Genomic DNA, 19,998 nt, shown 5'->3' with positions numbered 1-19,998 from the left:
AAACAGTTGAAAGCTTACCTGCTTGGTTTGAAGCATTCCTGAAATTTACTTGCGACAGCATATCATTAGACGTCAATACTTAGTTTTCTGATCGTCTACAGCACCCTGACAGAATTATTCCCTAAAATTTAAGTAATCAATAAAATTAAATAATAAAAACCAACAATAACTATAAATCTCAACAACTTAACTCTAAGACCCATCACAGATCACTTCTCCAACATACGACGCATTATAACTTGAATACGATATTCATATTACATCTGCAGGATTTTCATCGTTCTATTGCTTCGTGAAGATGTCATGTTAGCGCTCTAGTGTGCGCTCACCTTCTTCTACGGGATTTTTCCAATGACGAATGAATTTATGAATGAACTCACAGCAGATGAATGGGATGAACAGAACTTCCCACGTGCTGAAGAAAATGAATTTGACCGCGTTGTCGAGCGTGCGATTTCACGCCGCGGGTTTCTGGGGGGCGTGTTGGCATTTGGTTCCGGCGCAGCTGTGATGGGCACTGGTGTCCTCAGCCTCTCAATGTCTGAAGCCAAAGCTTCTACTTCACGTTTCACGTTCAAGCCCATCCCAACTTACACTGATGCGACTGTACATGTGCCTGAGGGTTACAACTGGGAAATACTGGCGCGCTGGGGTGATGCACTGGTGGATGGCGCTGAAGCCTTCAACCATGAGACAGGTGGTTCTGCTTCTGGTGCTGACAAGGTGTTTGGTGAGAACACCGACGGCATGGAAAGCTTCCAGTTTCAAGGCAAGCAGCTGCTGGCGATCAACCATGAATACGCTAACCGCAAGATAAATCTGCCTCAGAACGAAGATGGTGCTCCTAAGAGCGCCGAGGATGTTCTGAAGCTGCAACATCTGCAAGGCGTAGTCGTCATTGAAGTGGAAGACGGGGACAATGGCTGGGCTATCGTAAAGAACAGCCCGTTCAACCGCCGCATCACACACAACACCCCGATGACGCTGGCAGGCCCTGCTGCTGGTCACCCTTTGCTGCAGACGGCTGCTGACCCTTCCGGTACGCAATCACTTGGTACCTTCAACAACTGTGGTTCCGGCAAAACACCGTGGGGCACGTACCTGACTTGCGAAGAGAACTTCAACGGGTACTTTGGCGCGACTGAAGCTGCTCCAGCTGCACGTCTGGACGGTGTTGATGCTGGCTATCAGCGTTATGGCATCAACGAGACAGGCTTCAATTATGACTACCACAAGTTCGATGAGCGCTTTGACATCGCGAAGAACCCAAACGAGCCGCATCGTGCTGGCTGGATTGTAGAGATCGACCCGACAGATCCGACTTCTACGCCCGTGAAACACACCGCCCTAGGCCGCTTCAAGCATGAGAATGCGGAAGCTGTTCTTGCACCAGATGGCCGCGTGGTCGTTTACATGGGGGATGATGAGCGCGGCGAGTTCATGTACCGCTTTGTCTCCAATGGCGTTTACACTCCAGGGCAGCCGACTGATGGCTTGTTGGATGAGGGGACGCTCTATGTTGCCAAGTTCAACGATGACCAGACAGGTGAGTGGCTGGCACTGACCCCAGAGACTACTGGCATGGATGCTGCGAGCATCGCCATCTTCAGCCGTATTGCTGGCTCCGTTGTTGGTGCGACCACCATGGATCGCCCAGAATGGATTTCTGCCAATCCGAATGCAGTAGAAGCCTACTGCTGCCTGACCAACAACAAGAACCGTGGTGTAAAGCCAAATGCCGGAGGGGACGACACTTCCGTCAACGGCCCGAACCCACGCGAGACCAACAAGTATGGTCAGATTGTACGTTGGCGCCCTCATAATGAGGATCATGCAGCAGACACATTCGACTGGGATCTTTACGTGATGGCTGGCAATCCGGCTGTTCACGAAGGTCCGAAGGCTGGGTCTGCAAACGTCAATACTGGCAACATGTTCAACTCACCGGATGGCATGGCATTTGATGAGAGTGGTCTTATCTGGATCCAGACAGATGGCAGTGACAGCAACGAAGGCGACTTTGCTGGCATGGGCAATAATCAGATGCTGGTTGGTGACCCTGTAACAGGAGAAATCCAACGCTTCATGACCGGGCCAACCGGCAGTGAAGTCACTGGCCTGACCTGGTCTGCTGATCGCCGCAGTATGTTTGTGGGCATTCAGCACCCGGGCGGCAACTGGCCAGACGGCGGCAAGCTGCCACGCTCTTCCGTCATCGTCATTAAGCGTGATGATAATGGTGTGATTGGGTAAGTCTCAAGCCATTGTTAAATGCAAGATTCGCTCCTCCGGGCTCTACCCGGGGGAGTTTACATCACTCCAAAGAGCACCGTTGATCAGAACTTTTCGATCTGTGGAGCGCCATCGGTGATCTCGTAGTAGTCACCTTTGTCTTTCACAAAGATATGCTTGCTGATTTTGAGGTTTGTTGGCGCATCAAGGCAGCCTGCAGCGATAGCGATATTGTTCTTGTCATTCATTTTGTAGAACAAACTGGAGCCGCAGAATTTGCAAAAGCCTCGCTTTGCGAAGTCTGAGGATGCATACCAAGTCAATCCTTCATCTGCTATGAAGGATAGCTCTTCAGAAGGTGCATGCGTTGAAGCCCAAACATGACCGCTTGTGCGCCTGCATTGGCTGCAATGGCAGATTGTGACCGTATCTCTCACCTCTTCCACCTGAAAGCTCACTTTACCGCAGTCGCATTTCCCTGTGATCATAGTTTCCCCAATGCGTCAGAGCGCTAAATGCGCCTCTTTCTGATGTTCCGCTATTTCTTCACAATCCATAACAGAAGAACAGATAACATCCATCGAGCATTGAAACGCGCACAAAAAAAGCAGGCTCCTTTCGGAACCTGCCTTTTTCAAAAAAGCTTCTGCTTTCTACTATAGCAATTAAGCTACAGCAGCCTGCGCCTTTTCAACCAGTGCTTTGAATGCGTCTGGCTGATTGATCGCGAGGTCAGAAAGAACCTTACGGTCAACTTCGATGCCAGCTTTGTTCAAGCCATCGATGAAGCGGCCGTAGGTCATGCCGTGTTCACGGGTCGCTGCGTTGATACGCTGGATCCAGAGTGCACGGAAGTTCCGCTTGCGAGCTTTACGGTCGCGGTAAGCGTACTGTGCCGCTTTCTCGACTGCCTGCTTAGCAACGCGGATGGTGTTTTTACGACGGCCATAGTAACCTTTGGCTGCCTTAATAACTTTTTTGTGACGAGCGTGGGCGGTGACGCCTCTTTTTACACGTGACATGGTAGTCTCCTAGTGTCAGGTTTTAAGGCTTAGCCGTAAGGCAGATATTTTTTCACGATACGTGCATCTGCATCGCACAGAGTGGTTGTACCACGTGCGTTACGGATGAACTTGGTCGTGCGTTTAATCATGCCGTGGCGTTTGCCAGCCTGGCCACACTTAACTTTGCCAGTCGCGGTCAGCTTGAAGCGTTTTTTAGCTCCAGACTTCGTCTTCAACTTGGGCATTTTGCGTCCTTTCTTGTGATGATCAGTAAACTGATCAAAAATTTGCAATGGATGCATCAGAAGCCGCCACGGCATGCCCTGTAATTCTTGCCTGATTCCTATAAATTCATAGGAGGCAAACTACAGCCGGGCGACTTTGAACGAGGCCTTATAAAACTGCCAGCATGGGAATGCAAGAAGATTTCAAGAGAACTTGCTGACTGAAACCCTGTGTCTGGTGATAGCCAAGAATATCAACATCTGACCACAATAATATAGTGTCCAAAGTGCCACCGAAACCGGTAGCTGGAGAGGGCTGATGTCGTCCAGACGGAAGAGTTGGATTGCTAGCAGAGTGTCAGACATCATGAAGGCGAGAGCGCCTACCAAAACCCATCCACCAACCTGTGCTGCCATTCCTCCCATAGTTGCTATCAAAATAATATAGATCGCAACTGGAATCATCAGATCACCGGTAAAGGGAAGCAACCACCAACCAGTCGACAGCACCAGAACTGAGAGAGCAGCTCCTGACAGTACGAATATCCTGGAATCGAAATGCCTGATTTTTCGAGAGAACAAGAGGATATAAAAAACATGTGCGACCGCAAAACTGCAAAGCCCAACAAGGAATCTAATTTCACCCGGCACTGCCAAGGCTGCGTCTCCCACTGAGGACGTCGTCAGGGCCAATGCAAGCAATAGCGGAGCTTGCGTTACAAAAGCCCAAAGAGCGATAACTCCGAGAGCAGTTGTTTTCACAATGGTTTTCAGGAGTGACGGGTCTTGCCAGCAAAAATACACTCCATAGGCAAGCGCAAGACTAAAGCTAATTAAGAAAATAACCTGTCGCATTATCATCGCCCAATTTCAAAACATACTGAATCAGGCTAAGGTGCATTTTGATCGAATGAAATAGCCTATACGGCAAATAATTTTCGACAAAAGGTTTGCCGGGCCATGAAGTGCTTTAGATTTCGATCCCAAGCCTTTGCATCGTGCTTGCGCACTGCGTGAAAAGCTGCTTACAGGCTTCACGCTCAACCCCTTCAATCACTGTGATCTGGGGGCGTTGCACCATATGACCTGTCAGATCCTTCGTTCTCAGGTTCATTTCCTGAGGCCAGAAGTGGGTCGCATCCTCATTGGTGAAAGCGCCGAAAACAACCTTATCAATGCCAGCCCATATGGTTGCGGCGGTACACATGGCACAAGGCTCACAGGTGCTGTACATGGTGCAACCGTCAAGCCAGCGAGAGCCCAATACTTTGCTGGCCTGCCGAATGGCATTGACTTCTCCATGACAGGTCGGGTCACACTCCCGGATCACACTGTCATAGGCCTGAGCCAACAACCTTCCGTCAGCGGTATAAATCGCTCCACCGAATGGAGAAGGATGCGAGGTTTGAAAGGAGGAAGCAGTGAAGGCAACAAGCGCTAGCATTCGCTCGTGATGTAATTTCATCTCGTCATTCATAATCAGCCTCCACTCTCAGGTACAAACGAAAATACCCGACACAATGTGCCGGGTAATCTCAAAATTCTCTGGGGCTGCGGTTGAGTAGCTACACGGAAACAAAACCGGAGCGCTTCAACCTGCCCGTATTAACGAGCGATAGGTGAGAGCACCATCATCATCTGGCGGCCTTCAAGCTTTGGATGGGACTCGACTTTAGCGATGTCCGCAGTCTCTGCTTTAACCTTCAGGAGCAACTTCATGCCGAGATCCTGGTGAGCCATTTCACGGCCACGGAAGCGAAGTGTCACCTTCACTTTATCACCATCTTCAAAGAAGCGCTTCATGTTCCGCATCTTCACTTCATAATCATGAGTGTCGATGTTCGGACGCATTTTGATTTCTTTGATCTCAACGATCTTCTGTTTTTTGCGTGCTTCTGCAGCTTTCTTCTGAGCTTGGTACTTATAGCGACCATAGTCCAGAATCTTACAAACAGGTGGCTGACTGTTCGGAGCAATTTCGACCAGGTCCAAACCTTGTTCCACCGCCATTGCGAGGGCTTCTTCGGTTGGAGTTGGGCCGAGGTTGTCACCCTCGGTGTTGATCAGCTGCACTTCGCGAACGCGAATCTCTTTATTGGTGCGCGGCCCTTCCTTAGTGGGTGGCGGTGCGCGAAACGGACGGCGAATGTGAGTATCTCCTCTTTAGACTGCCGAACTTGCGAATATTTGGTAACAGTTCAATGACTGGTTCCGACTGTTTCGTCAAGTCGAGAAACGCGTGGGAAGGGCATCAATTGCGCTGCATTGCTAGAATCAGGAAAAATGCCACGTAAGTCAACACTAGTTTTGTAGGTTCTGACGCGACATTTACAACCAGTTAGCTTCCTGTTGGTAACAGCTCGCGGTAAACGTTTAGTGTGGCATCACACATAGCCTGCTTGGTGAATGACCGTTCTACATGGTCATGAGCCCGTTTGGTGAGTTTGGCACGATCTCCAGCGCTCATATCCAAGGCCTGAGCCATCAACTCGCAGAGTTCCTCAGCATCACCATTTTCAAAATGCCAACCAGTACGCTCTTCAGCTTTTACAACAGGCGGTACAAGAACTGTTTCCGGTACTGCGCCAATGTTGGAGACGATGATCGGCACGCCAGCGGCCTGCGCTTCTACAGCTGCACGACCAAAAGCCTCGGCTTCAATGGAAGCAACAACAGAAACATCTGCTATTGCGAGGGCTGCCGGAACATCTGAACAGTGCCCAACGATGCGCACGCGTTCTGTCAGATCAGATTCTGCAATCTGAAGCTCCAATGACTGGCGATAGGATTCGCGCCCCTGATCATCGCCCGCCAAAACCACAAGCACGTCATCATAGCCGCCACGTTCGATCAACTGGCGCGTTGCTTCAATCAGCACGCGCTGGCCTTTCCATTCGGTCAGGCGGGCAAGGTTTATCACCACGCGGCGGTTGTCAGAGACACCCCAGCGCGCGCGCAGGTCTGTGATACGCTCATCGCTGATATTGTCGGGGTTGAAGGATTCCACATCCGGGCCGCGATAGATAACCGAGGTTTTGCCTTTTGTGCGCGGGTCGCGTTTTTCCACCAGATCCGCTGTGAATCTGGAGTTCGCGATCACCTTGTCCGCACGGGTCATGGAGGAGTTGTAGAACGCCTTGAACTTGTTCGTTTCCTTATAGATGCCGTGATAGGTGGTGACATAAGGAATGTTGAGACGGTGAGCCGCCCACAGGGCCGACCATGCGGGGGCACGGGATCGGGCATGCACCAGATCAACTCTGTTCTGCTGGCAGATACGCTCAATCAAATAGGAATTACGCCACATGGTCCAAGGATTCTTGGACTTCACTGGCAGTTCAAAGTGCACCGCCCCTGTCGCTTCCAACTCGGGGACCATGCGTCCGCCCTGCGAAATCACAAGGCTATTCCAGCCTTCGTTGACGATCGCCTCTGCGACATCCACTGTGGTGCGCTCGGCTCCGCCGGTTTGAAGGTCGGGGACAATTTGCAAAATGGTCGGCACTTTGGACATTTCTCTATGTTTTTTGAGAGTGATCCAACTATGCTCGCCAAAATGTCCGGCGGGCAACTGTGGAGGCACTGTAATCAGGTTTCCGAACAATTGCCGGCCAGTATAAGCCGATAAGTGTTTGGAGGTTATGAATGAGTGCTGACTTACCGCAATTCATCAGCGTTGGCAAAGGAGACAGTGCACGGAAGATCGCAGTGCGACATGATGAACGCGGTGCGCCGGGTGTTCTGTGGCTTTCCGGTTTCAAATCCGACATGCTGGGCACCAAGGCCGAAGTGCTTTGTGAGTGGGCTGAGAAGCAAGGCCTGACCTGCACGCGCATGGATTATTCCGGTCATGGCGAATCCGGCGGTGAGTTTGTTGACGGTACCATCTCTCTTTGGTTGGAAGAAGCCGTTGCTGTGTTCAAGCAGTTCTGTAAAGGACCGACCATTGTTGTTGGCTCTTCCATGGGCGGCTGGATGGCACTGTTGCTGGCAAAGGCGCTGCATGAAGCCTCTGATACCATTGAGGGCACCCTCTCCGGCATGGTCCTGATTGCCCCTGCCCCGGATTTCACCGAGGAGCTGATGTGGAAGCATGAGTTTACCGATGAAATCAAGCAAGAGATTATGGAGAAAGGTCGCTTTGAGCGCCCATCTGAGTATGAAGACAGCCCATACATCATCACCCGCGATCTGATCGAGGATGGCAGGACAAACCTTTTGCTTGGCGCGCCGATCATCACCAATTGCAAGACCATCATTTTACAAGGTCAGAAGGATGATGCAGTGCCATGGCAGCATGCGCTGCGTATTGTTGAGGGCATGGCCCATGACGATGTGGTGTTGACACTGGTGAAAGACGGCGATCACCGCCTGTCTCGCCCAGAAGATCTGGACCGCATGATTGCTGCTGTGGCGGAACTGGCGGGGCGCTAATCTGATTTTGTGGTTAGGCTTCTGTGATGGTAGCCTAACTGCTGCTCATTTGACCGCATAGTTCTGCGATTTTTTTGCTGAACCAGTCATAACGCGCTGCCAAAGTGCGATGTTTTTTCGCCGTCAGATAGAGCGGGTCACTGACGGGTTCTTTCAGCTCCACAATTCTGATGTTCGCTTGTGCCTCAAAACTGCGAACGGCGGTTTCTGGTAAAACCGTGTACCCGAGTCCTTGCGCAACAGGTACAAGGATCTGACTGAGCTGGTTGATGTAACCGGTTGTTCTAAGGTCAGCAGAAACAGCACTTATCTCTGGGAAATTTGGCGTGAGCAGGCGCTCTGCATAGTGTAGTCCATCCGGATGATCGATGAAGCCCAGCGACTCCAGGTCCGCGAAGACCGACGTGTTCCCATCGAAATCGGCTGGCACCGCAAGGCAAAGCGGTTCATCGCCGATGTGGTGTTGCACAAGTGAGGACTGAACAGTCCGCTGAGTAACGATGCAGAGATCGACCTCATTGTTTTGCAACAGTTGGAGGCTGCGATGGTTTGGAGCCACTTCGACTTTCAGCAGTAAACCGGGATGGACGCTCTGTTGCTTGAGAAGTTTGGGATAGAGGTAGAGCGCCATGGACCCGGAACACGCAATGCGGACTTCACCGATATTGGGATCGTCTTGCTGTATTGCGGCGCGAAGGTCTGCTTCCTGCCTCTCTGCTTTCAATGCAAAGCCCAGCAGAAGCTCCCCTTCCCGCGTCAACTCAAAACCCTTGCCGATTTTTGTGATTAGCGGCGCACCGATTTGCTGCTCCAGCTTTTTCAGGTGCTGGCTTACACCCGGCTGTGTCATACCAAGTTGATTGGCTGTCTGGGTGAAATGACCAGTTTCAGTTAGTTTAACGAAGGTCTTAAGCCACTGAGAATTCAACATGGCCCAAGCATACATAACATTAAATTATCATAAAACTAATAAATGATAATTTCTGATTTTCTCACAGAGTTGCTACATCCAACGTATCCAAGGCATTCCGCCTGTAAAGTTTAGCGTAGCGAGGTCTGTTATGTCCGCACCTTATCCAAGACGTTTCTCTCACATCGGACTTTCCGTTCCGGATGTAGAAGCCGCTGTGAAGTTCTATCGTGATGTGATGGGCTGGTACATCATCATGGAACCAAGCGAGATTGTTGAAGATGATAGTCCGATTGGTGAAATGTGTACTGACGTGTTTGGTAAAGGCTGGAAGAGCTTCAAGATTGCTCATCTTTCCACCAGTGATGGCATTGGTGTGGAGCTTTTTGAGTTTGCGCAGAACGAGACCCCGGAAAATAACTTCGAATATTGGAAGACCGGTATCTTCCATTACTGTGTTCAGGACCCGGATGTGGAAGGTCTGGCCGCCAAGATTGAGGCTGCTGGCGGTAAACGCCGCATGAAGGAGCCGCGCTACTATTATCCTGGCGAAAAGCCGTACCGCATGATCTACATGGAAGATCCATTCGGCAACATTCTGGAAATCTACAGCCACTCCTATGAGCTGCATTATTCCAGCGGAGCCTATAAGGAATCCTAGGTAAACAGGTATGTGCGTGAAGAATTTTAATCGAGCACATCTAAATCTACCCGAGCTATCTTAGAGTAGCTGAAAGGCGTTTGCTCCCAAATAGACCGGAATTCTGACAGGCTTGAAGAGTAACGGTCCATGTCAAAAGACATTCTGGTAGCAATCGCCTTTTTTTCTGCCAACGGACATACCGAGGCACTGGCACATGCAGTCGCCCGCGGTGCCAGTGAAAACGGTGCCACGGTCACTTATGTGCCTGTCAGCGATTATGAGGATACGGACTGGGACGCTCTGGAAGCCGCTGATGCCATCGTTTTTGGAAGCCCTACCTACATGGGCGGTGTTGCTGCACCCTTCAAATTCTTCATGGATGCCTCTGCAACCGTTTGGTACAAACAAGGCTGGATCAACAAGATCGCCGGTGGTTTCAGCGTATCAGGTTCCATGAGCGGCGACCGGCACAACGTCTTCCTTCAAATGGCAGCCTTTGCAGCCCAGCATGGCATGATCTGGGTAAGCCTTGGCATGCCGCCGGGCAATAACTACAGCTTTGGCAGCGACGAAGATCTCAATCGCCTTGGCGTGTATTATGGCGCAGCAGCGCAGGCCAACATGGATCAAGGGCCAGAAGTGGCTCCTCCTCAATCAGACAGAGACACAGCCTTTGCCTATGGCGCCCGCATTGCAAAGGCGACCCGCAGATGGGTGGAAGGTGGAGAAAACCATCCATCTCAAGGAAAGAGCCCTTTACACTGAGGGCTTAAACCGCGTTTCTTATAGGTGATCAAATTTGGAGTGGAACGCTCAAACGGCATCAAGCTTTTGTTTCATCGCGTATTCTCTTAAGCGCACCGTTGGTGGTGAACAGAGGTTACGCTGTAGACATTGCGTTGGAGGCAACTGAATGGCATGGATCTGGCTCATCATCGCTGGCCTGTTTGAAATGACCTTTGCCGTCTGCCTCAAGCTGTCTGACGGCTTTACCAGACCGCTTTATACAATTGCCTTTATCATCACGGCCTTGCTGTCACTTTACTTCCTGACCAAAGCCATGGTGTCCATACCACTTGGTACAGCCTATGCCGTGTGGACGGGGATCGGTGCCTCTGGCATCGCCATCCTTGGCATCTTCCTCTTTGGAGAACCAGTCACCTTCCTCCGCCTCTTCTTCATAGCCATGCTCATCGCTGCAATCGTCGGGCTGAAGTTTGTTTCGAATGGGTAGGTGGGTAGAGAGACAGATTTTTTAGATACGCTCAAAGTGGGCATCAAACATATCGGCCAACTCTTGCGAAGCTCTGATCGAACCGGGTGATTGCCCGCCGAAGCTGCCACCAACACAGAACAAATTGTTTTCTAGTATCGATGTGCGTAGCATTTCCGTTTCCAGAAGTGTGAATTTCGGCTTGTAGCACACCACTCCGTGTATCTTATGCGTCTCTTTCATGTGTCTGATATGCTGCGAATATTCCTGCAGATCATGCAGAAGCAGGACCCTCACTTCAGGCATATCTTTAGCGCTTAAATCTGCTTTCCTTCGATACCGCAACAATTCTGTGCTGCTATGAATGCGTTCGCGGTATCCAACATACCTGCAGTTTCTCAGGCTGCATGTTTCCTTGAACTGCCGCGAATTCGCCTCTTCGTTATTAGCCGCAATCAGATTGAAGCTGGCAAGTCTCGATAGCTCACCCGATTGTATCTCCTTCAAACTGCTAAAATAGACGCCCTGATCAGCAAACTGATGATGCTCGGTGATATTCAGGTTTGGAAAGAACAATTCGAACTGCACGGCAAATTCATTGCCCGGTTCTGTCGAGTGCAGTATGTTTTTGAGCTTATCCGTTGAGTGCTGCTTTCTGAAATGGAACTTATAGTTCCTTCCGAAGCCAACAGCAGAATGGCCACGATAAAGTATTGCTGCGATTGGACCACTGGTTATGTACGCTAAGTGCTGACTACTTTTGCAGATAAAGTTGCCTTCAAATTCTGCAGAACTCAGCTGCCTATTTCTAACTGCAACAATCTCGTATCCGCTCTCCAAGAGGTCAGCACTGATGGCCTCGACAAACCTTTTTTGATTAGACGGGTCTGGCTTAACGAGGATCATGTTGTGTTCCATCAAGGCTCCTCCCGTCAGCAAGCTGCCTAACCGCCTAGATTGTTACCAGATTATTATCCAAAGTTTCGACGACCTCTACGCGTGCCGGGTCTCTCAGCAGTTTTGCAAACTTATATTTGAAGCTACCACCGGAGAGCTCGACAATTTGTTCTGACACCCAGGACGGATCTAGCATCGTCTCTGTATCTTCCACGGTATCGTCCCAGAATGGCGTTTGAATTCCCGACGGTGCTGCGACAAGAACTTTGCCGAGGCCTTTGTCACGCACGAGTGACGCGCCTAGCATTCCTAGCGCAGATTTGGTCGCGCAATATGCTGGTTCCAACTCACGAGGCGTATACTGCGAACTGGAGGTGATGAGCATGATCTTAAGAGGATGATCTGATCTTCTTTTCAGGCGCTGTATCAACATCATAGGTGCCAGCAGGCCGACATTGACCATAATCCCAAGTTGATCATCAGCAAGCTCGTCAATATGCCCACGTTGAAGGAAACCTGCGGCGTAGATAAGCGTATGAACATTGTTGAAGCCGTCCAACACCTGATCGATGTCACGGGCTAACTGAACCGGGTCATCTGTCATCGAGAGTTTTTGAAAGGCCGCTCCTTCAAGCTCAGGATTTTGGCGCCCAGTCAGCCCAACATTATGGCCTTCTTTTACATAATGCTTCACCAGCTCAAGACCTACGCCAGACGTACCACCAACAATCAAAATATTCTTTTTCACGAAATGATGCTTTCTCAGATTTGCATTGAGCTTCAAAGTTTCTGGTCAGTTAAAGGAGATTGAAGCGTAGGTCTGAAACGATTCTGCAGAGCGTCCTACTCACTTGCTCCCTCGATTTCCAAGTGTTAACACTACCACCATCAGCTGCAACGTATTGGCATCATCTTCATTTGCGAAAAAAATCAGATCATATTTCTTTGCATCGGCAAAAAGACGTTCGGTGGGGGGACTGGGTAGAAACCTATCAAGCGGTTACCGGGGATGTGGTGAACAAAGCCTATTGCCCGCCCGTAGAGAACTTTTCTGCATCTGTAAGCGCCCGATTTCTTCCAGATGCCAGCCTTTGTCTGATTTCCAGTGGTCACTATTATGTCGAGCGAACTGAGAAGCGAACTGCACAAGACAACATCGATGTGTATTGCATTCAGTTCTACTGCCATACCGGAGGAAGCGAACTTGAATGCTCCAAAGGGAGCTTTGGACTGCAGAGCGGTGATCTGATTTTTTATGATGCTACACAGCCCATGTCTGCACATCACGCAGATTATCAACTTTGCAAGTTGATGCTGCCACGCGAGAAGTTGAGTGGTTACATTTCAGCCCAGCGTAGCCACCCTATCCAGATCTTTCGCGGGAATTCTACTCCCTTGCCAATCATTCGGCAATTGATGCTCAGTCTCAGCACAGAGATCAACACGCTTACGGATGACCAATACACCAGCATTGTTGATTGCATCGCAGAGTTGGTCGGACAGATCGTGTCACATCAAGACAATGAAAACTCCAGCTTTACACTTTCCCGTTCAGTTCAGCATCTCCGCAGACTTCAAGTAAAAGGCCTGCTCCGACACAACTTATCTAACCCTGATCTGAGCAGTGATGATCTTGCCCACTTGATGGGTATTTCGCGAAGTACCCTTTACCGTCTGCTTGATCCGATGGGAGGCTTTGCAAAATACCTACGCACCATGCGGTTAGCACGGGCCCGCCAGCTCTTACATTTTCAAGGAAGCAAAGAGGTCAGTGTGCTGGCTGAGCAGTGTGGCTTCAAGCACCTTTCAACCTTCTCTAAGGTTTTCAAAGATGAGTTTGAGATGAGTCCGCGAGAGATGATGGGTGAAGCACGTCAAGACATACAATCTCCACTAGACACTTATGTGTATTGGGCAACAGCCAAGTAACACCAGCAGATTCATGTGTAAATTGTTGATAAAGAAAATAATTTAGAACTAAAGCACAGCCACACGACAGCTCTCAGATTTGCTCCTCTGTGTCATGTAGACACAAAAGTATCCGAGATATTTTCCCCTGTGTTTCACGCAGCGATTATTCGGCACTTTCAGGAAGTCATAGCGTGCACTTCACTGAAGTTGCTCTTCGTTTTACTCTCTTATGCAGTCAAAATATGTATTTGTTGCATGCTCTCTTCTGGTTATTCCAAATTTCCATAACTGGGGAGAAGCAGCGCTTTTTCATGGAAACTGATTGTTTATGTCTGTCTCATTTTCGCTCTCTGGACTTGGTTGCCTTTCATGTACAGCCTTCATATTCGCTTCGACGGCAAACCTTGCTCATGGCCAGCAATTGGTTCCATTGAACACATTTGAGCAGTTACCTAGCCCACTAGACCCTTACAGTGTTAGCTTTAGCGCGAATGCTGTAAGCGGAAGCGGAAAAATAATCGCAGGTATACAACACTATCAGGGAAAAGCAGGGATCCTGTATTGGTCATCGACTACCGAATCCCCTGTGCGCCTTAGTCCCTTTCTAGATTTTAAGAACACCTATTTTCATGAGATGAGTGATGATGGAAAAGTCATCGTCGGAGGGGGAGATACTCCCGGCCGGCCTCAAGCCTTTCGATGGCACAGCGGCAAAATGCATAATCTTGGCCTTCTATCAGGCGGCGATTATTCAATTGCAACAAGTACCAATGCGACAGGCGATATTGTCGTTGGTCACGGGAGCATCACAGGAGGCTTCGCACGTGCATTTCGTTGGCAGAACGGCAAAATGCAAATTCTTGCTATTTCACCAAGTGCTCTCGAGAGCAGGGCTACGGGTGTAAGTGCTAACGGTAAAGTTATCGTTGGCAGTTACACAAAACCAGGTGACATCTATAGCGCCGTGCGTTGGACAGGTGATCAATTTCAGGAGCTGTCGCTAATAACGGGACACGTTAGTGCAGGTGCAATGGATGTAAATGCAGATGGAAGTGTCATTGTAGGTTGGTCACAGTCTAGCAATATTACAGGCGCTCAGACGGCTGTTCGCTGGTTAGGTGATACGGCTCAGGATTTGGGTGTTCTGGCTCCTGGAGACGATGCCTATGCCACTCACGTGAGTGATGATGGAACCATTGTCGTGGGGCTATCTAGAACGAACAGCCCATTGGGTAGTAAATATAGTTCTTTTCGTTGGGAAAATGGTCGGATGGAAGACATTGGAGGTTTGACAGGGGCAGAGCAAACCTTTGTAGGCGATATTAGTGCAGATGGCTCCACAATTGTTGGAACATCTAACTTTGGAACTTATGCCCGCGGCTTCATTTATCGCACAGCTATTCAAGATCTTGCTAACGTGCAAGCTTCTGCCATTGAGGTCGCAAATGAATTTGCGAATGCCGTGGATCTGAATAGTCATTTAGCGAGGAAGCTTAGGGAGGAAGAGTGCCACATTTCGCAGGGCCGCAATGCCTGTTTGGGTGTTCGGGCTGGCGCAACTAGTTTGTTTCAGGGGACCAATGCTTTTGGTGGTAGTTTAACTGGTGCGGTCAACATCAGCGATGCTTTCAAACTCGGTGCAAGTGTTGGGACCTATGGAGAAGGGAATACTAGTTCAACGTTGGACTTGAACTACGGTATTGGCGTCGGTGCATTCGCCGAGTATTTGATTGGTTCGTTTCCTCTCGGTTCTAAGGATACACCTGTTCGTGCACGCCTTGATGGGGCATGGCTTTATAGCGATGCAGATGTCACACGTGGGCAAAATTTCACTGATGTACAGGTAGGAAGAGGCTCCACTCATTTCAGCAGCAGGACTGTGGGCGCACGACTTATTGCTGACCATCAATTCTCAGAGAATTTCATGATCTCCCCCTATATCGGTGCATATTGGGAGAACACCTATCAAGCTGGATATGACGAGCAGACAGAGCTGGACACCATCGCCCATATTCACGGTAGCTCGACAAGTGCAGCCACTGGTGTTTTTGGCCTCCGGTCCCGGTTTTCAGTTTTTGAGCAACTGGAACTCGGTTTTGGTTTGCAGGGGGAAGTGGACTTCTTTGCAGATGACGTTGAGGTATCAGCTTCTACCAATATCCCCGGTCTGGCACATTTTTCTGTTGGTGCAGATCGTTCAAAGAACAGAGCTCGTTTTGTTGCCGAAGCAAGCGCAGCCTATAACATGACTGAGCAAAGCCGCGTTGAGGTCTTGGGGAAGGTCTTTTCGGCCCGTTATCAGGACAAGCTTGGAGGCGACCTTGCTGTCAGGTTCTCAAGCAGTTTTTAAGTGCGTGGCATACATCGTCACTTTAGCTACCGGTATTGCTTCGTAGTTTCTTTCATCAGGTCGCGGGTCCATTTGATCATTGGGTCGTGGTGGTAGCGCTCGTGCCAGTAGAGGAAGAATTCCTGGTGATGGTCTTTGAGGAAGTCCGGCACTGGGGAGGAAACAGTGTTGTGGCCGGTGTAGATTTGGGTGTCGAAGATGGAAGGCACCAGAAAGAGCATGTCGGACTGGCCGCAGAAGTGCATGGCCGCGAAGAAGCTGCCGATTTTTACCGCGACGTTTCTTTTTTGCTCCATAACTGCTAGTTTCTCGTCAATAATACTGTGCCCAGAACCCGTGATCATAACCGAGATATGGTCCTGACTGAGGTAGTCCTCAAGCGATATAGGCTTGCCTGCAAGAGGATGGTCTTTACTCATCAGGCAGACGTAACTGAAGCGGCCCAGCGAGAAACGATGAAGCTGGCTTGTCGCTGATGCTGGGGTTTGGCCAGACAGGACAAAATGCGCCTCTCCACTTTCCAGCGGTTCGAACTGGTTGCGGATGTCACTTTTCAGCTCGAGCTTTAAGCCGGGAGCATCCTGCTTCATACGCTGTAGCAGTGGCGGCCCGTAGAGGTTTACCTCCAACTCCGGGCCTGAAAAGCGGATGGTTTCTTCCGCAGTGGCCGGGTCAAACTGCGGTTTAGCGATAACGTCCTTTATGGTTGCCAGAGCAGAGGGGAGTAGCCTCTGGATCTCAATAGCTCTTTCCGTCAGTTCATACTCTCCGGCAATGCGCACCAGTAATGGATCTTGCAGGGCATCACGCAGGCGTTGCAAAGCACGGCTTACTGCGGGTTGGCTCATATGCAATTGCGTGGCAGCAATAGACACGTGGCGTGTTTCCAGCAGCTTCTCCAAAACGACGAGAAGGTTCAGATCTACATTGCGTAAATTCACCTGACGCATAATGACTATACCTTACATGCATTAGACGAATGATCCTTAGCTGAATAGACAGGTGCTGTCGATCTCACAGCGCAGGAAAAGGAATTTGCAATGAGCGTGCAGAGCAAGGTCATCGTCGTTTATCATAGTGGGTATGGTCACACTCAAGTCCTAGCAGACGCCGTGCTGCAGGGTGCATTAGATGCTGGTGCAGATGCTGAGCTGATGTCAGTCGGCACATTGGATGATGTGAACTGGGACAAGCTGGCGGCGGCTGATGCCCTTATCTTTGGTTCGCCAACATACATGGGCAGTGCGAGTGCGCCGTTTAAAGCTTTTATGGATGCCAGTTCCAAAGTTTGGATGGAACGTGGCTGGGTCGATAAAGTTGCAGGTGCGTTTACAGTATCGGCTTCTCGCAGTGGCGATAAACTTGGCACGCTGACACAGCTGAGCGTGTTTGTTGCTCAGCATGGCATGATCTGGGTTGGGTTGGATCTGATGCCCGGCAACAACAGCAGCACAGGTTCTGAGGAAGATCTCAACCGTTTGGGCAGCACACTCGGCGTCATGGCACAGGCCAATGCGGACGAAGGACCGGAGGTTGTTCCACCGAAAGCCGACAAAGATACAGCCAAAGCACTTGGTGGCAGAATTGCGAAGGTGGCAGCATCCCTCACCCTTGTGAGTGAAGCGGCTTAACCCTTAATTCACTGCAATTGCAAGTGCTTGGATTTGTGCGGGCGCAGGTGCCATCTCTTCACCTCATTTTTGGACAAACTCGATACGTATAAGAGCAAATTAAAACACAAGATCACTGTATCGGGTTTGTCTATGAAAAAAAGAAAACGCATTATCCTTTCCATTGATGGTGGCGGAGCACGCGGCCTTATTCCAATTCGTCTGCTGCGCGGCCTTGAGACCAAATTATATGAGCGCGGAAAATCCGCTCCTCTTTGCCGATACTTTGATTTGATCTGCGGAACATCCAGTGGTGGCCTGATTGCTGCTGGGCTGACAGCACCGAACCCAGACCGTGACAAATCCGGCCAGCCAGCGATGACGCTCAGCGAGCTGCAAGAGTTTTTTGAGATCGAAGCCCGTGAGCTTTACATGAACAACCGCAGGCACTGGCTGCCTCGGCGCCTTTACCATACTTTCGGGCAGTTCAATAAAGGCATTCAGGAGCGGCCCATTGAACAAGCCATCAAGCAACATATTGGCTGGAGTGCACTTTCCTGCAGTATGACGGCTATTTTGCTGACTGCGTATGACCTGAAAAACCGCCGCGTCGTTTCCATGAGCAACAACACAACCGGGCGGGATGACTATTACTTTTGGCAGGCTGTGCGGGCAACGACCTCCTCCCCATCGTGGTTTGAACCAGCCCGCGTTGAGAACCTGACGACTGGCGATGAAGAAATCATGATTGACGCTGCCGGCTTCCTGAATGACCCAGTTCTTGCAGCCTATGCAGAGGCGCGTCGTCATGGATGGGCGCCTAAAGACATCATTATTCTCTCGCTTGGCTCAGGTAATCCGGTTGAAGAGAAGCATAGCTTTAATCAGGCAGTGAACTGGGGCACGAGTGGCTGGCTTTCTCCAGAAGAAGGTACGCCTCTGCTTTCCAGCTATATGCATGGGCAAACGGCCTCCACGGGACAGTATGCAGACGTGCTGTTTAAAGACATGCCGGGGATTGAGTACATTCGCCTCAACGCCGATCTTCCGCACTTTGGCAGCGACATATACAGTGTGCGTCCGGGTGAGGTGCTTCAGCTCAACCGCATTGCAGATGACCTCCTTTCCGGCCACGGAGATGAACTCGATAAACTGGCAGATATTATGGAAGAAAGGCAGGATGGCCCTGGCTTTTAGGCTTCACAATCCTTCCGCCCCTGCTACAACCACTAGGATGAATAGTGAAAGTGATTCACGCTATAGCCGTGGATCCATCGGAGGGATCATGTTTGGGTTGAGAGGTCATCAGCGCACGATTGCCTTAATGGCTGGTGGAATTGTTGTAAGCCTGCTTTCTGCTGGTGCTCATGCTGTACCTCTTCCTGACACGAAGCCTCCGCTCTCTGCTGAGGATTATCGCGACGCCCTGAAAAAGCAGCCAGAATTTCCGGGAGCTGCCAAGTATCACTTCGGGCACAAGAAAACACCTGCCAAAACGAAACCTCTCTCCTTTGGCAGCTATGCAAGAGGTTGTGTTGCAGGGGCCGTCTCTATTCCTGAAGACGGTGAGAACTGGCAGGTCATGCGCCTGTCTCGTAACCGCAATTGGGGGCATCCTGTTCTCATTGATTTCCTGAAGCGTCTGGCTGCTGATGCGCCAGATTTGGGTTGGAATGGCTTGCTGGTTGGCGATCTTTCGCAGCCGCGCGGTGGCCCGATGTTGACGGGTCATGCTTCTCATCAGATTGGATTGGATGCTGATATCTGGCTGAGACAAATGCCAGACACACGCTTCAGCGCCAAGCAACGCGAGTCAGAGAGTGCGATTTCCATGCTGAATGGCAACCTGAGCAAACCGGGGGCGGACCGCCGCGTCAACCCGAAACGCTGGACGGATGCCCATGCGAAGCTAATCCGCCGCGCTGCCCAGGACGCTAGTGTGGCTCGCATCTTTGTAAATCCGACAATCAAGAAAGCACTGTGTGAGTTTGAGAGTGCTGATCGCGACTGGTTGCGCAAAGTACGGCCCTGGTGGGGACACCACTATCACTTCCACGTGCGGATGGCCTGCCCAGACGGCAGCACACAGTGTAAAAATCAGGCCGTGCCACCTGCTGGTGATGGCTGCGGTAAGGAGCTGACCTATTGGCTTTCTGATACCCCCTGGGTTCCTAAGAAGCCGAAACCAGGTGAGAAACCAAAACCACGCAAGCCAAAGCCTCCGCTTGCTGTTGCCGACCTGCCTAATAGCTGTGCGACGGTTTTGAGAGCAGAGTAAGTTTGGCGCGCACATGGTGATGTAGCTGATCGAACAACCTCCGGTTTGTTCGGCGGTGACTGCTTTCATGTGCTGGTGTTTAGCCCATGCTTTTCGGATGAGGCTGAGGTAGAAAAAATCATATTCATGGCCGTAGAGACTACACCGGCATGTTTGCAAACAAACTGTCCGTCGTCAAAGATAGTTGGACAAAATTGGCTTTCGATTAGTGGAGTGTCTGGCCCAATTGCGTGTTGATGTTAAGCGGCTTGTGCGTGGTAGCGCAAGCGTCGGTTTTGAATAGTTCTGCGTT

General features: G+C 50.4%; 21 protein-coding genes. 10 read left to right on the top strand and 11 right to left on the bottom strand.

Translation table 11 applies throughout. From position 1 onward, the window contains the following. Window positions 1–351: 351 nt before the first annotated feature. Window positions 352–2,253, top strand: coding sequence for a PhoX family phosphatase (locus tag PsAD46_RS05140; protein ID WP_063306310.1), 1,902 nt, complete (start codon window positions 352–354; stop codon window positions 2,251–2,253). Window positions 2,254–2,336: 83 nt separating this feature from the next. Here PsAD46_RS05140 and PsAD46_RS05135 read toward each other — a convergent pair whose 3' ends face one another. The 7 genes from PsAD46_RS05135 to PsAD46_RS05105 form a co-directional block, all read right to left on the bottom strand. Beyond that, entirely contained in the window at window positions 2,337–2,720 is a 384-nt protein-coding gene (locus tag PsAD46_RS05135; protein WP_063306309.1) for a GFA family protein, read from the bottom strand. A gap of 177 nt (window positions 2,721–2,897) precedes the next feature. After that, window positions 2,898–3,254 (bottom strand): 50S ribosomal protein L20, encoded by a 357-nt coding sequence (gene rplT / locus PsAD46_RS05130; protein ID WP_008553032.1) that lies wholly within the window; start codon window positions 3,252–3,254, stop codon window positions 2,898–2,900. A gap of 29 nt (window positions 3,255–3,283) precedes the next feature. After that, window positions 3,284–3,481 (bottom strand): 50S ribosomal protein L35, encoded by a 198-nt coding sequence (rpmI, locus tag PsAD46_RS05125; RefSeq protein WP_057464257.1) that lies wholly within the window; start codon window positions 3,479–3,481, stop codon window positions 3,284–3,286. Between the two features lie 183 nt (window positions 3,482–3,664). After that, on the bottom strand, window positions 3,665–4,315 hold the full coding sequence (locus PsAD46_RS05120; RefSeq protein ID WP_193776915.1) for a lysoplasmalogenase: 651 nt from the start codon (window positions 4,313–4,315) through the stop codon (window positions 3,665–3,667). 115 nt (window positions 4,316–4,430) lie between these two features. Next, window positions 4,431–4,937, bottom strand: coding sequence for a nucleoside deaminase (locus PsAD46_RS05115; protein WP_063306307.1), 507 nt, complete (start codon window positions 4,935–4,937; stop codon window positions 4,431–4,433). A gap of 128 nt (window positions 4,938–5,065) precedes the next feature. Then, the gene (infC, locus tag PsAD46_RS05110) at window positions 5,066–5,608 is read right to left on the bottom strand and encodes a translation initiation factor IF-3 (protein WP_082596985.1); all 543 of its coding nucleotides are present in this window, start codon (window positions 5,606–5,608) and stop codon (window positions 5,066–5,068) included. 190 nt (window positions 5,609–5,798) lie between these two features. Next, a complete protein-coding gene (locus PsAD46_RS05105; RefSeq protein ID WP_057464213.1) occupies window positions 5,799–6,974 on the bottom strand; it encodes a glycosyltransferase family 4 protein in 1,176 nt (391 codons plus the stop codon). Between the two features lie 131 nt (window positions 6,975–7,105). Here PsAD46_RS05105 and PsAD46_RS05100 point away from each other — a divergent pair, with 131 nt between their 5' ends. Next, window positions 7,106–7,894, top strand: a complete 789-nt coding sequence (locus PsAD46_RS05100) for an alpha/beta hydrolase (protein WP_063300730.1) — start codon at window positions 7,106–7,108, stop codon at window positions 7,892–7,894. Between the two features lie 34 nt (window positions 7,895–7,928). Here the strand turns inward: PsAD46_RS05100 and PsAD46_RS05095 are convergent, their stop codons facing one another. Beyond that, on the bottom strand, window positions 7,929–8,825 hold the full coding sequence (locus tag PsAD46_RS05095) for a LysR family transcriptional regulator (protein WP_208981675.1): 897 nt from the start codon (window positions 8,823–8,825) through the stop codon (window positions 7,929–7,931). 130 nt (window positions 8,826–8,955) lie between these two features. On the opposite strand from PsAD46_RS05095, the gene PsAD46_RS05090 reads away from it, so the two are divergent. From PsAD46_RS05090 to PsAD46_RS05080, 3 genes are all read left to right on the top strand, one after another. After that, the gene (locus tag PsAD46_RS05090; protein ID WP_063286729.1) at window positions 8,956–9,465 is read left to right on the top strand and encodes a lactoylglutathione lyase family protein; all 510 of its coding nucleotides are present in this window, start codon (window positions 8,956–8,958) and stop codon (window positions 9,463–9,465) included. 129 nt (window positions 9,466–9,594) lie between these two features. Further along, complete coding sequence (locus tag PsAD46_RS05085) at window positions 9,595–10,212, top strand: flavodoxin family protein (protein ID WP_063286728.1); 618 nt, start codon at window positions 9,595–9,597, stop codon at window positions 10,210–10,212. Window positions 10,213–10,360: 148 nt separating this feature from the next. Then, the gene (locus PsAD46_RS05080; protein WP_057464218.1) at window positions 10,361–10,681 is read left to right on the top strand and encodes a multidrug efflux SMR transporter; all 321 of its coding nucleotides are present in this window, start codon (window positions 10,361–10,363) and stop codon (window positions 10,679–10,681) included. Between the two features lie 21 nt (window positions 10,682–10,702). Here PsAD46_RS05080 and PsAD46_RS05075 read toward each other — a convergent pair whose 3' ends face one another. Continuing rightward, the gene (locus PsAD46_RS05075; RefSeq protein ID WP_063306305.1) at window positions 10,703–11,578 is read right to left on the bottom strand and encodes a nucleoside-diphosphate kinase; all 876 of its coding nucleotides are present in this window, start codon (window positions 11,576–11,578) and stop codon (window positions 10,703–10,705) included. Between the two features lie 34 nt (window positions 11,579–11,612). Next, a complete protein-coding gene (locus tag PsAD46_RS05070) occupies window positions 11,613–12,305 on the bottom strand; it encodes an SDR family oxidoreductase (RefSeq protein ID WP_063306304.1) in 693 nt (230 codons plus the stop codon). Between the two features lie 197 nt (window positions 12,306–12,502). Here PsAD46_RS05070 and PsAD46_RS05065 point away from each other — a divergent pair, with 197 nt between their 5' ends. Both PsAD46_RS05065 and PsAD46_RS05060 read left to right on the top strand, forming a co-directional pair. Beyond that, the gene (locus PsAD46_RS05065; protein WP_063306303.1) at window positions 12,503–13,486 is read left to right on the top strand and encodes an AraC family transcriptional regulator; all 984 of its coding nucleotides are present in this window, start codon (window positions 12,503–12,505) and stop codon (window positions 13,484–13,486) included. Between the two features lie 310 nt (window positions 13,487–13,796). Continuing rightward, complete coding sequence (locus PsAD46_RS05060) at window positions 13,797–15,818, top strand: hypothetical protein (protein ID WP_153040693.1); 2,022 nt, start codon at window positions 13,797–13,799, stop codon at window positions 15,816–15,818. Between the two features lie 26 nt (window positions 15,819–15,844). On the opposite strand, the gene PsAD46_RS05055 is transcribed toward PsAD46_RS05060, so the two are convergent. Continuing rightward, window positions 15,845–16,768: a LysR family transcriptional regulator gene (locus PsAD46_RS05055; RefSeq protein ID WP_063306301.1), complete on the bottom strand. Its 924-nt coding sequence runs from the start codon at window positions 16,766–16,768 to the stop codon at window positions 15,845–15,847. Window positions 16,769–16,858: 90 nt separating this feature from the next. On the opposite strand from PsAD46_RS05055, the gene PsAD46_RS05050 reads away from it, so the two are divergent. From PsAD46_RS05050 to mepA, 3 genes are all read left to right on the top strand, one after another. After that, the gene (locus PsAD46_RS05050; protein WP_063306300.1) at window positions 16,859–17,449 is read left to right on the top strand and encodes a flavodoxin family protein; all 591 of its coding nucleotides are present in this window, start codon (window positions 16,859–16,861) and stop codon (window positions 17,447–17,449) included. 132 nt (window positions 17,450–17,581) lie between these two features. Continuing rightward, the gene (locus PsAD46_RS05045; protein ID WP_063291314.1) at window positions 17,582–18,625 is read left to right on the top strand and encodes a patatin-like phospholipase family protein; all 1,044 of its coding nucleotides are present in this window, start codon (window positions 17,582–17,584) and stop codon (window positions 18,623–18,625) included. 88 nt (window positions 18,626–18,713) lie between these two features. Then, the gene (gene mepA, locus PsAD46_RS05040) at window positions 18,714–19,706 is read left to right on the top strand and encodes a penicillin-insensitive murein endopeptidase (RefSeq protein WP_063291313.1); all 993 of its coding nucleotides are present in this window, start codon (window positions 18,714–18,716) and stop codon (window positions 19,704–19,706) included. Window positions 19,707–19,998: the final 292 nt, after the last annotated feature.

It is taken from the genome of Pseudovibrio sp. Ad46, assembly GCF_001623065.1.
Classification (GTDB): domain Bacteria; phylum Pseudomonadota; class Alphaproteobacteria; order Rhizobiales; family Stappiaceae; genus Pseudovibrio.
This window is presented reverse-complemented; position numbering and strand designations above follow the sequence as displayed.

Bases quoted from the DNA above. Each gene is read 5' to 3' on its own strand.
- PsAD46_RS05140 (WP_063306310.1), top strand. From the start codon at position 352: ATGACGAATGAATTTATGAATGAACTCACAGCAGATGAATGGGATGAA.
- PsAD46_RS05135 (WP_063306309.1), bottom strand. From the start codon at position 2,720: ATGATCACAGGGAAATGCGACTGCGGTAAAGTGAGCTTTCAGGTGGAA.
- rplT (WP_008553032.1), bottom strand. From the start codon at position 3,254: ATGTCACGTGTAAAAAGAGGCGTCACCGCCCACGCTCGTCACAAAAAA.
- rpmI (WP_057464257.1), bottom strand. From the start codon at position 3,481: ATGCCCAAGTTGAAGACGAAGTCTGGAGCTAAAAAACGCTTCAAGCTG.
- PsAD46_RS05120 (WP_193776915.1), bottom strand. From the start codon at position 4,315: ATGCGACAGGTTATTTTCTTAATTAGCTTTAGTCTTGCGCTTGCCTAT.
- PsAD46_RS05115 (WP_063306307.1), bottom strand. From the start codon at position 4,937: ATGAATGACGAGATGAAATTACATCACGAGCGAATGCTAGCGCTTGTT.
- PsAD46_RS05105 (WP_057464213.1), bottom strand. From the start codon at position 6,974: ATGTCCAAAGTGCCGACCATTTTGCAAATTGTCCCCGACCTTCAAACC.
- PsAD46_RS05100 (WP_063300730.1), top strand. From the start codon at position 7,106: ATGAGTGCTGACTTACCGCAATTCATCAGCGTTGGCAAAGGAGACAGT.
- PsAD46_RS05095 (WP_208981675.1), bottom strand. From the start codon at position 8,825: ATGTTGAATTCTCAGTGGCTTAAGACCTTCGTTAAACTAACTGAAACT.
- PsAD46_RS05090 (WP_063286729.1), top strand. From the start codon at position 8,956: ATGTCCGCACCTTATCCAAGACGTTTCTCTCACATCGGACTTTCCGTT.
- PsAD46_RS05085 (WP_063286728.1), top strand. From the start codon at position 9,595: ATGTCAAAAGACATTCTGGTAGCAATCGCCTTTTTTTCTGCCAACGGA.
- PsAD46_RS05080 (WP_057464218.1), top strand. From the start codon at position 10,361: ATGGCATGGATCTGGCTCATCATCGCTGGCCTGTTTGAAATGACCTTT.
- PsAD46_RS05075 (WP_063306305.1), bottom strand. From the start codon at position 11,578: ATGGAACACAACATGATCCTCGTTAAGCCAGACCCGTCTAATCAAAAA.
- PsAD46_RS05060 (WP_153040693.1), top strand. From the start codon at position 13,797: ATGTCTGTCTCATTTTCGCTCTCTGGACTTGGTTGCCTTTCATGTACA.
- PsAD46_RS05055 (WP_063306301.1), bottom strand. From the start codon at position 16,768: ATGCGTCAGGTGAATTTACGCAATGTAGATCTGAACCTTCTCGTCGTT.
- PsAD46_RS05050 (WP_063306300.1), top strand. From the start codon at position 16,859: ATGAGCGTGCAGAGCAAGGTCATCGTCGTTTATCATAGTGGGTATGGT.
- PsAD46_RS05045 (WP_063291314.1), top strand. From the start codon at position 17,582: ATGAAAAAAAGAAAACGCATTATCCTTTCCATTGATGGTGGCGGAGCA.
- mepA (WP_063291313.1), top strand. From the start codon at position 18,714: ATGTTTGGGTTGAGAGGTCATCAGCGCACGATTGCCTTAATGGCTGGT.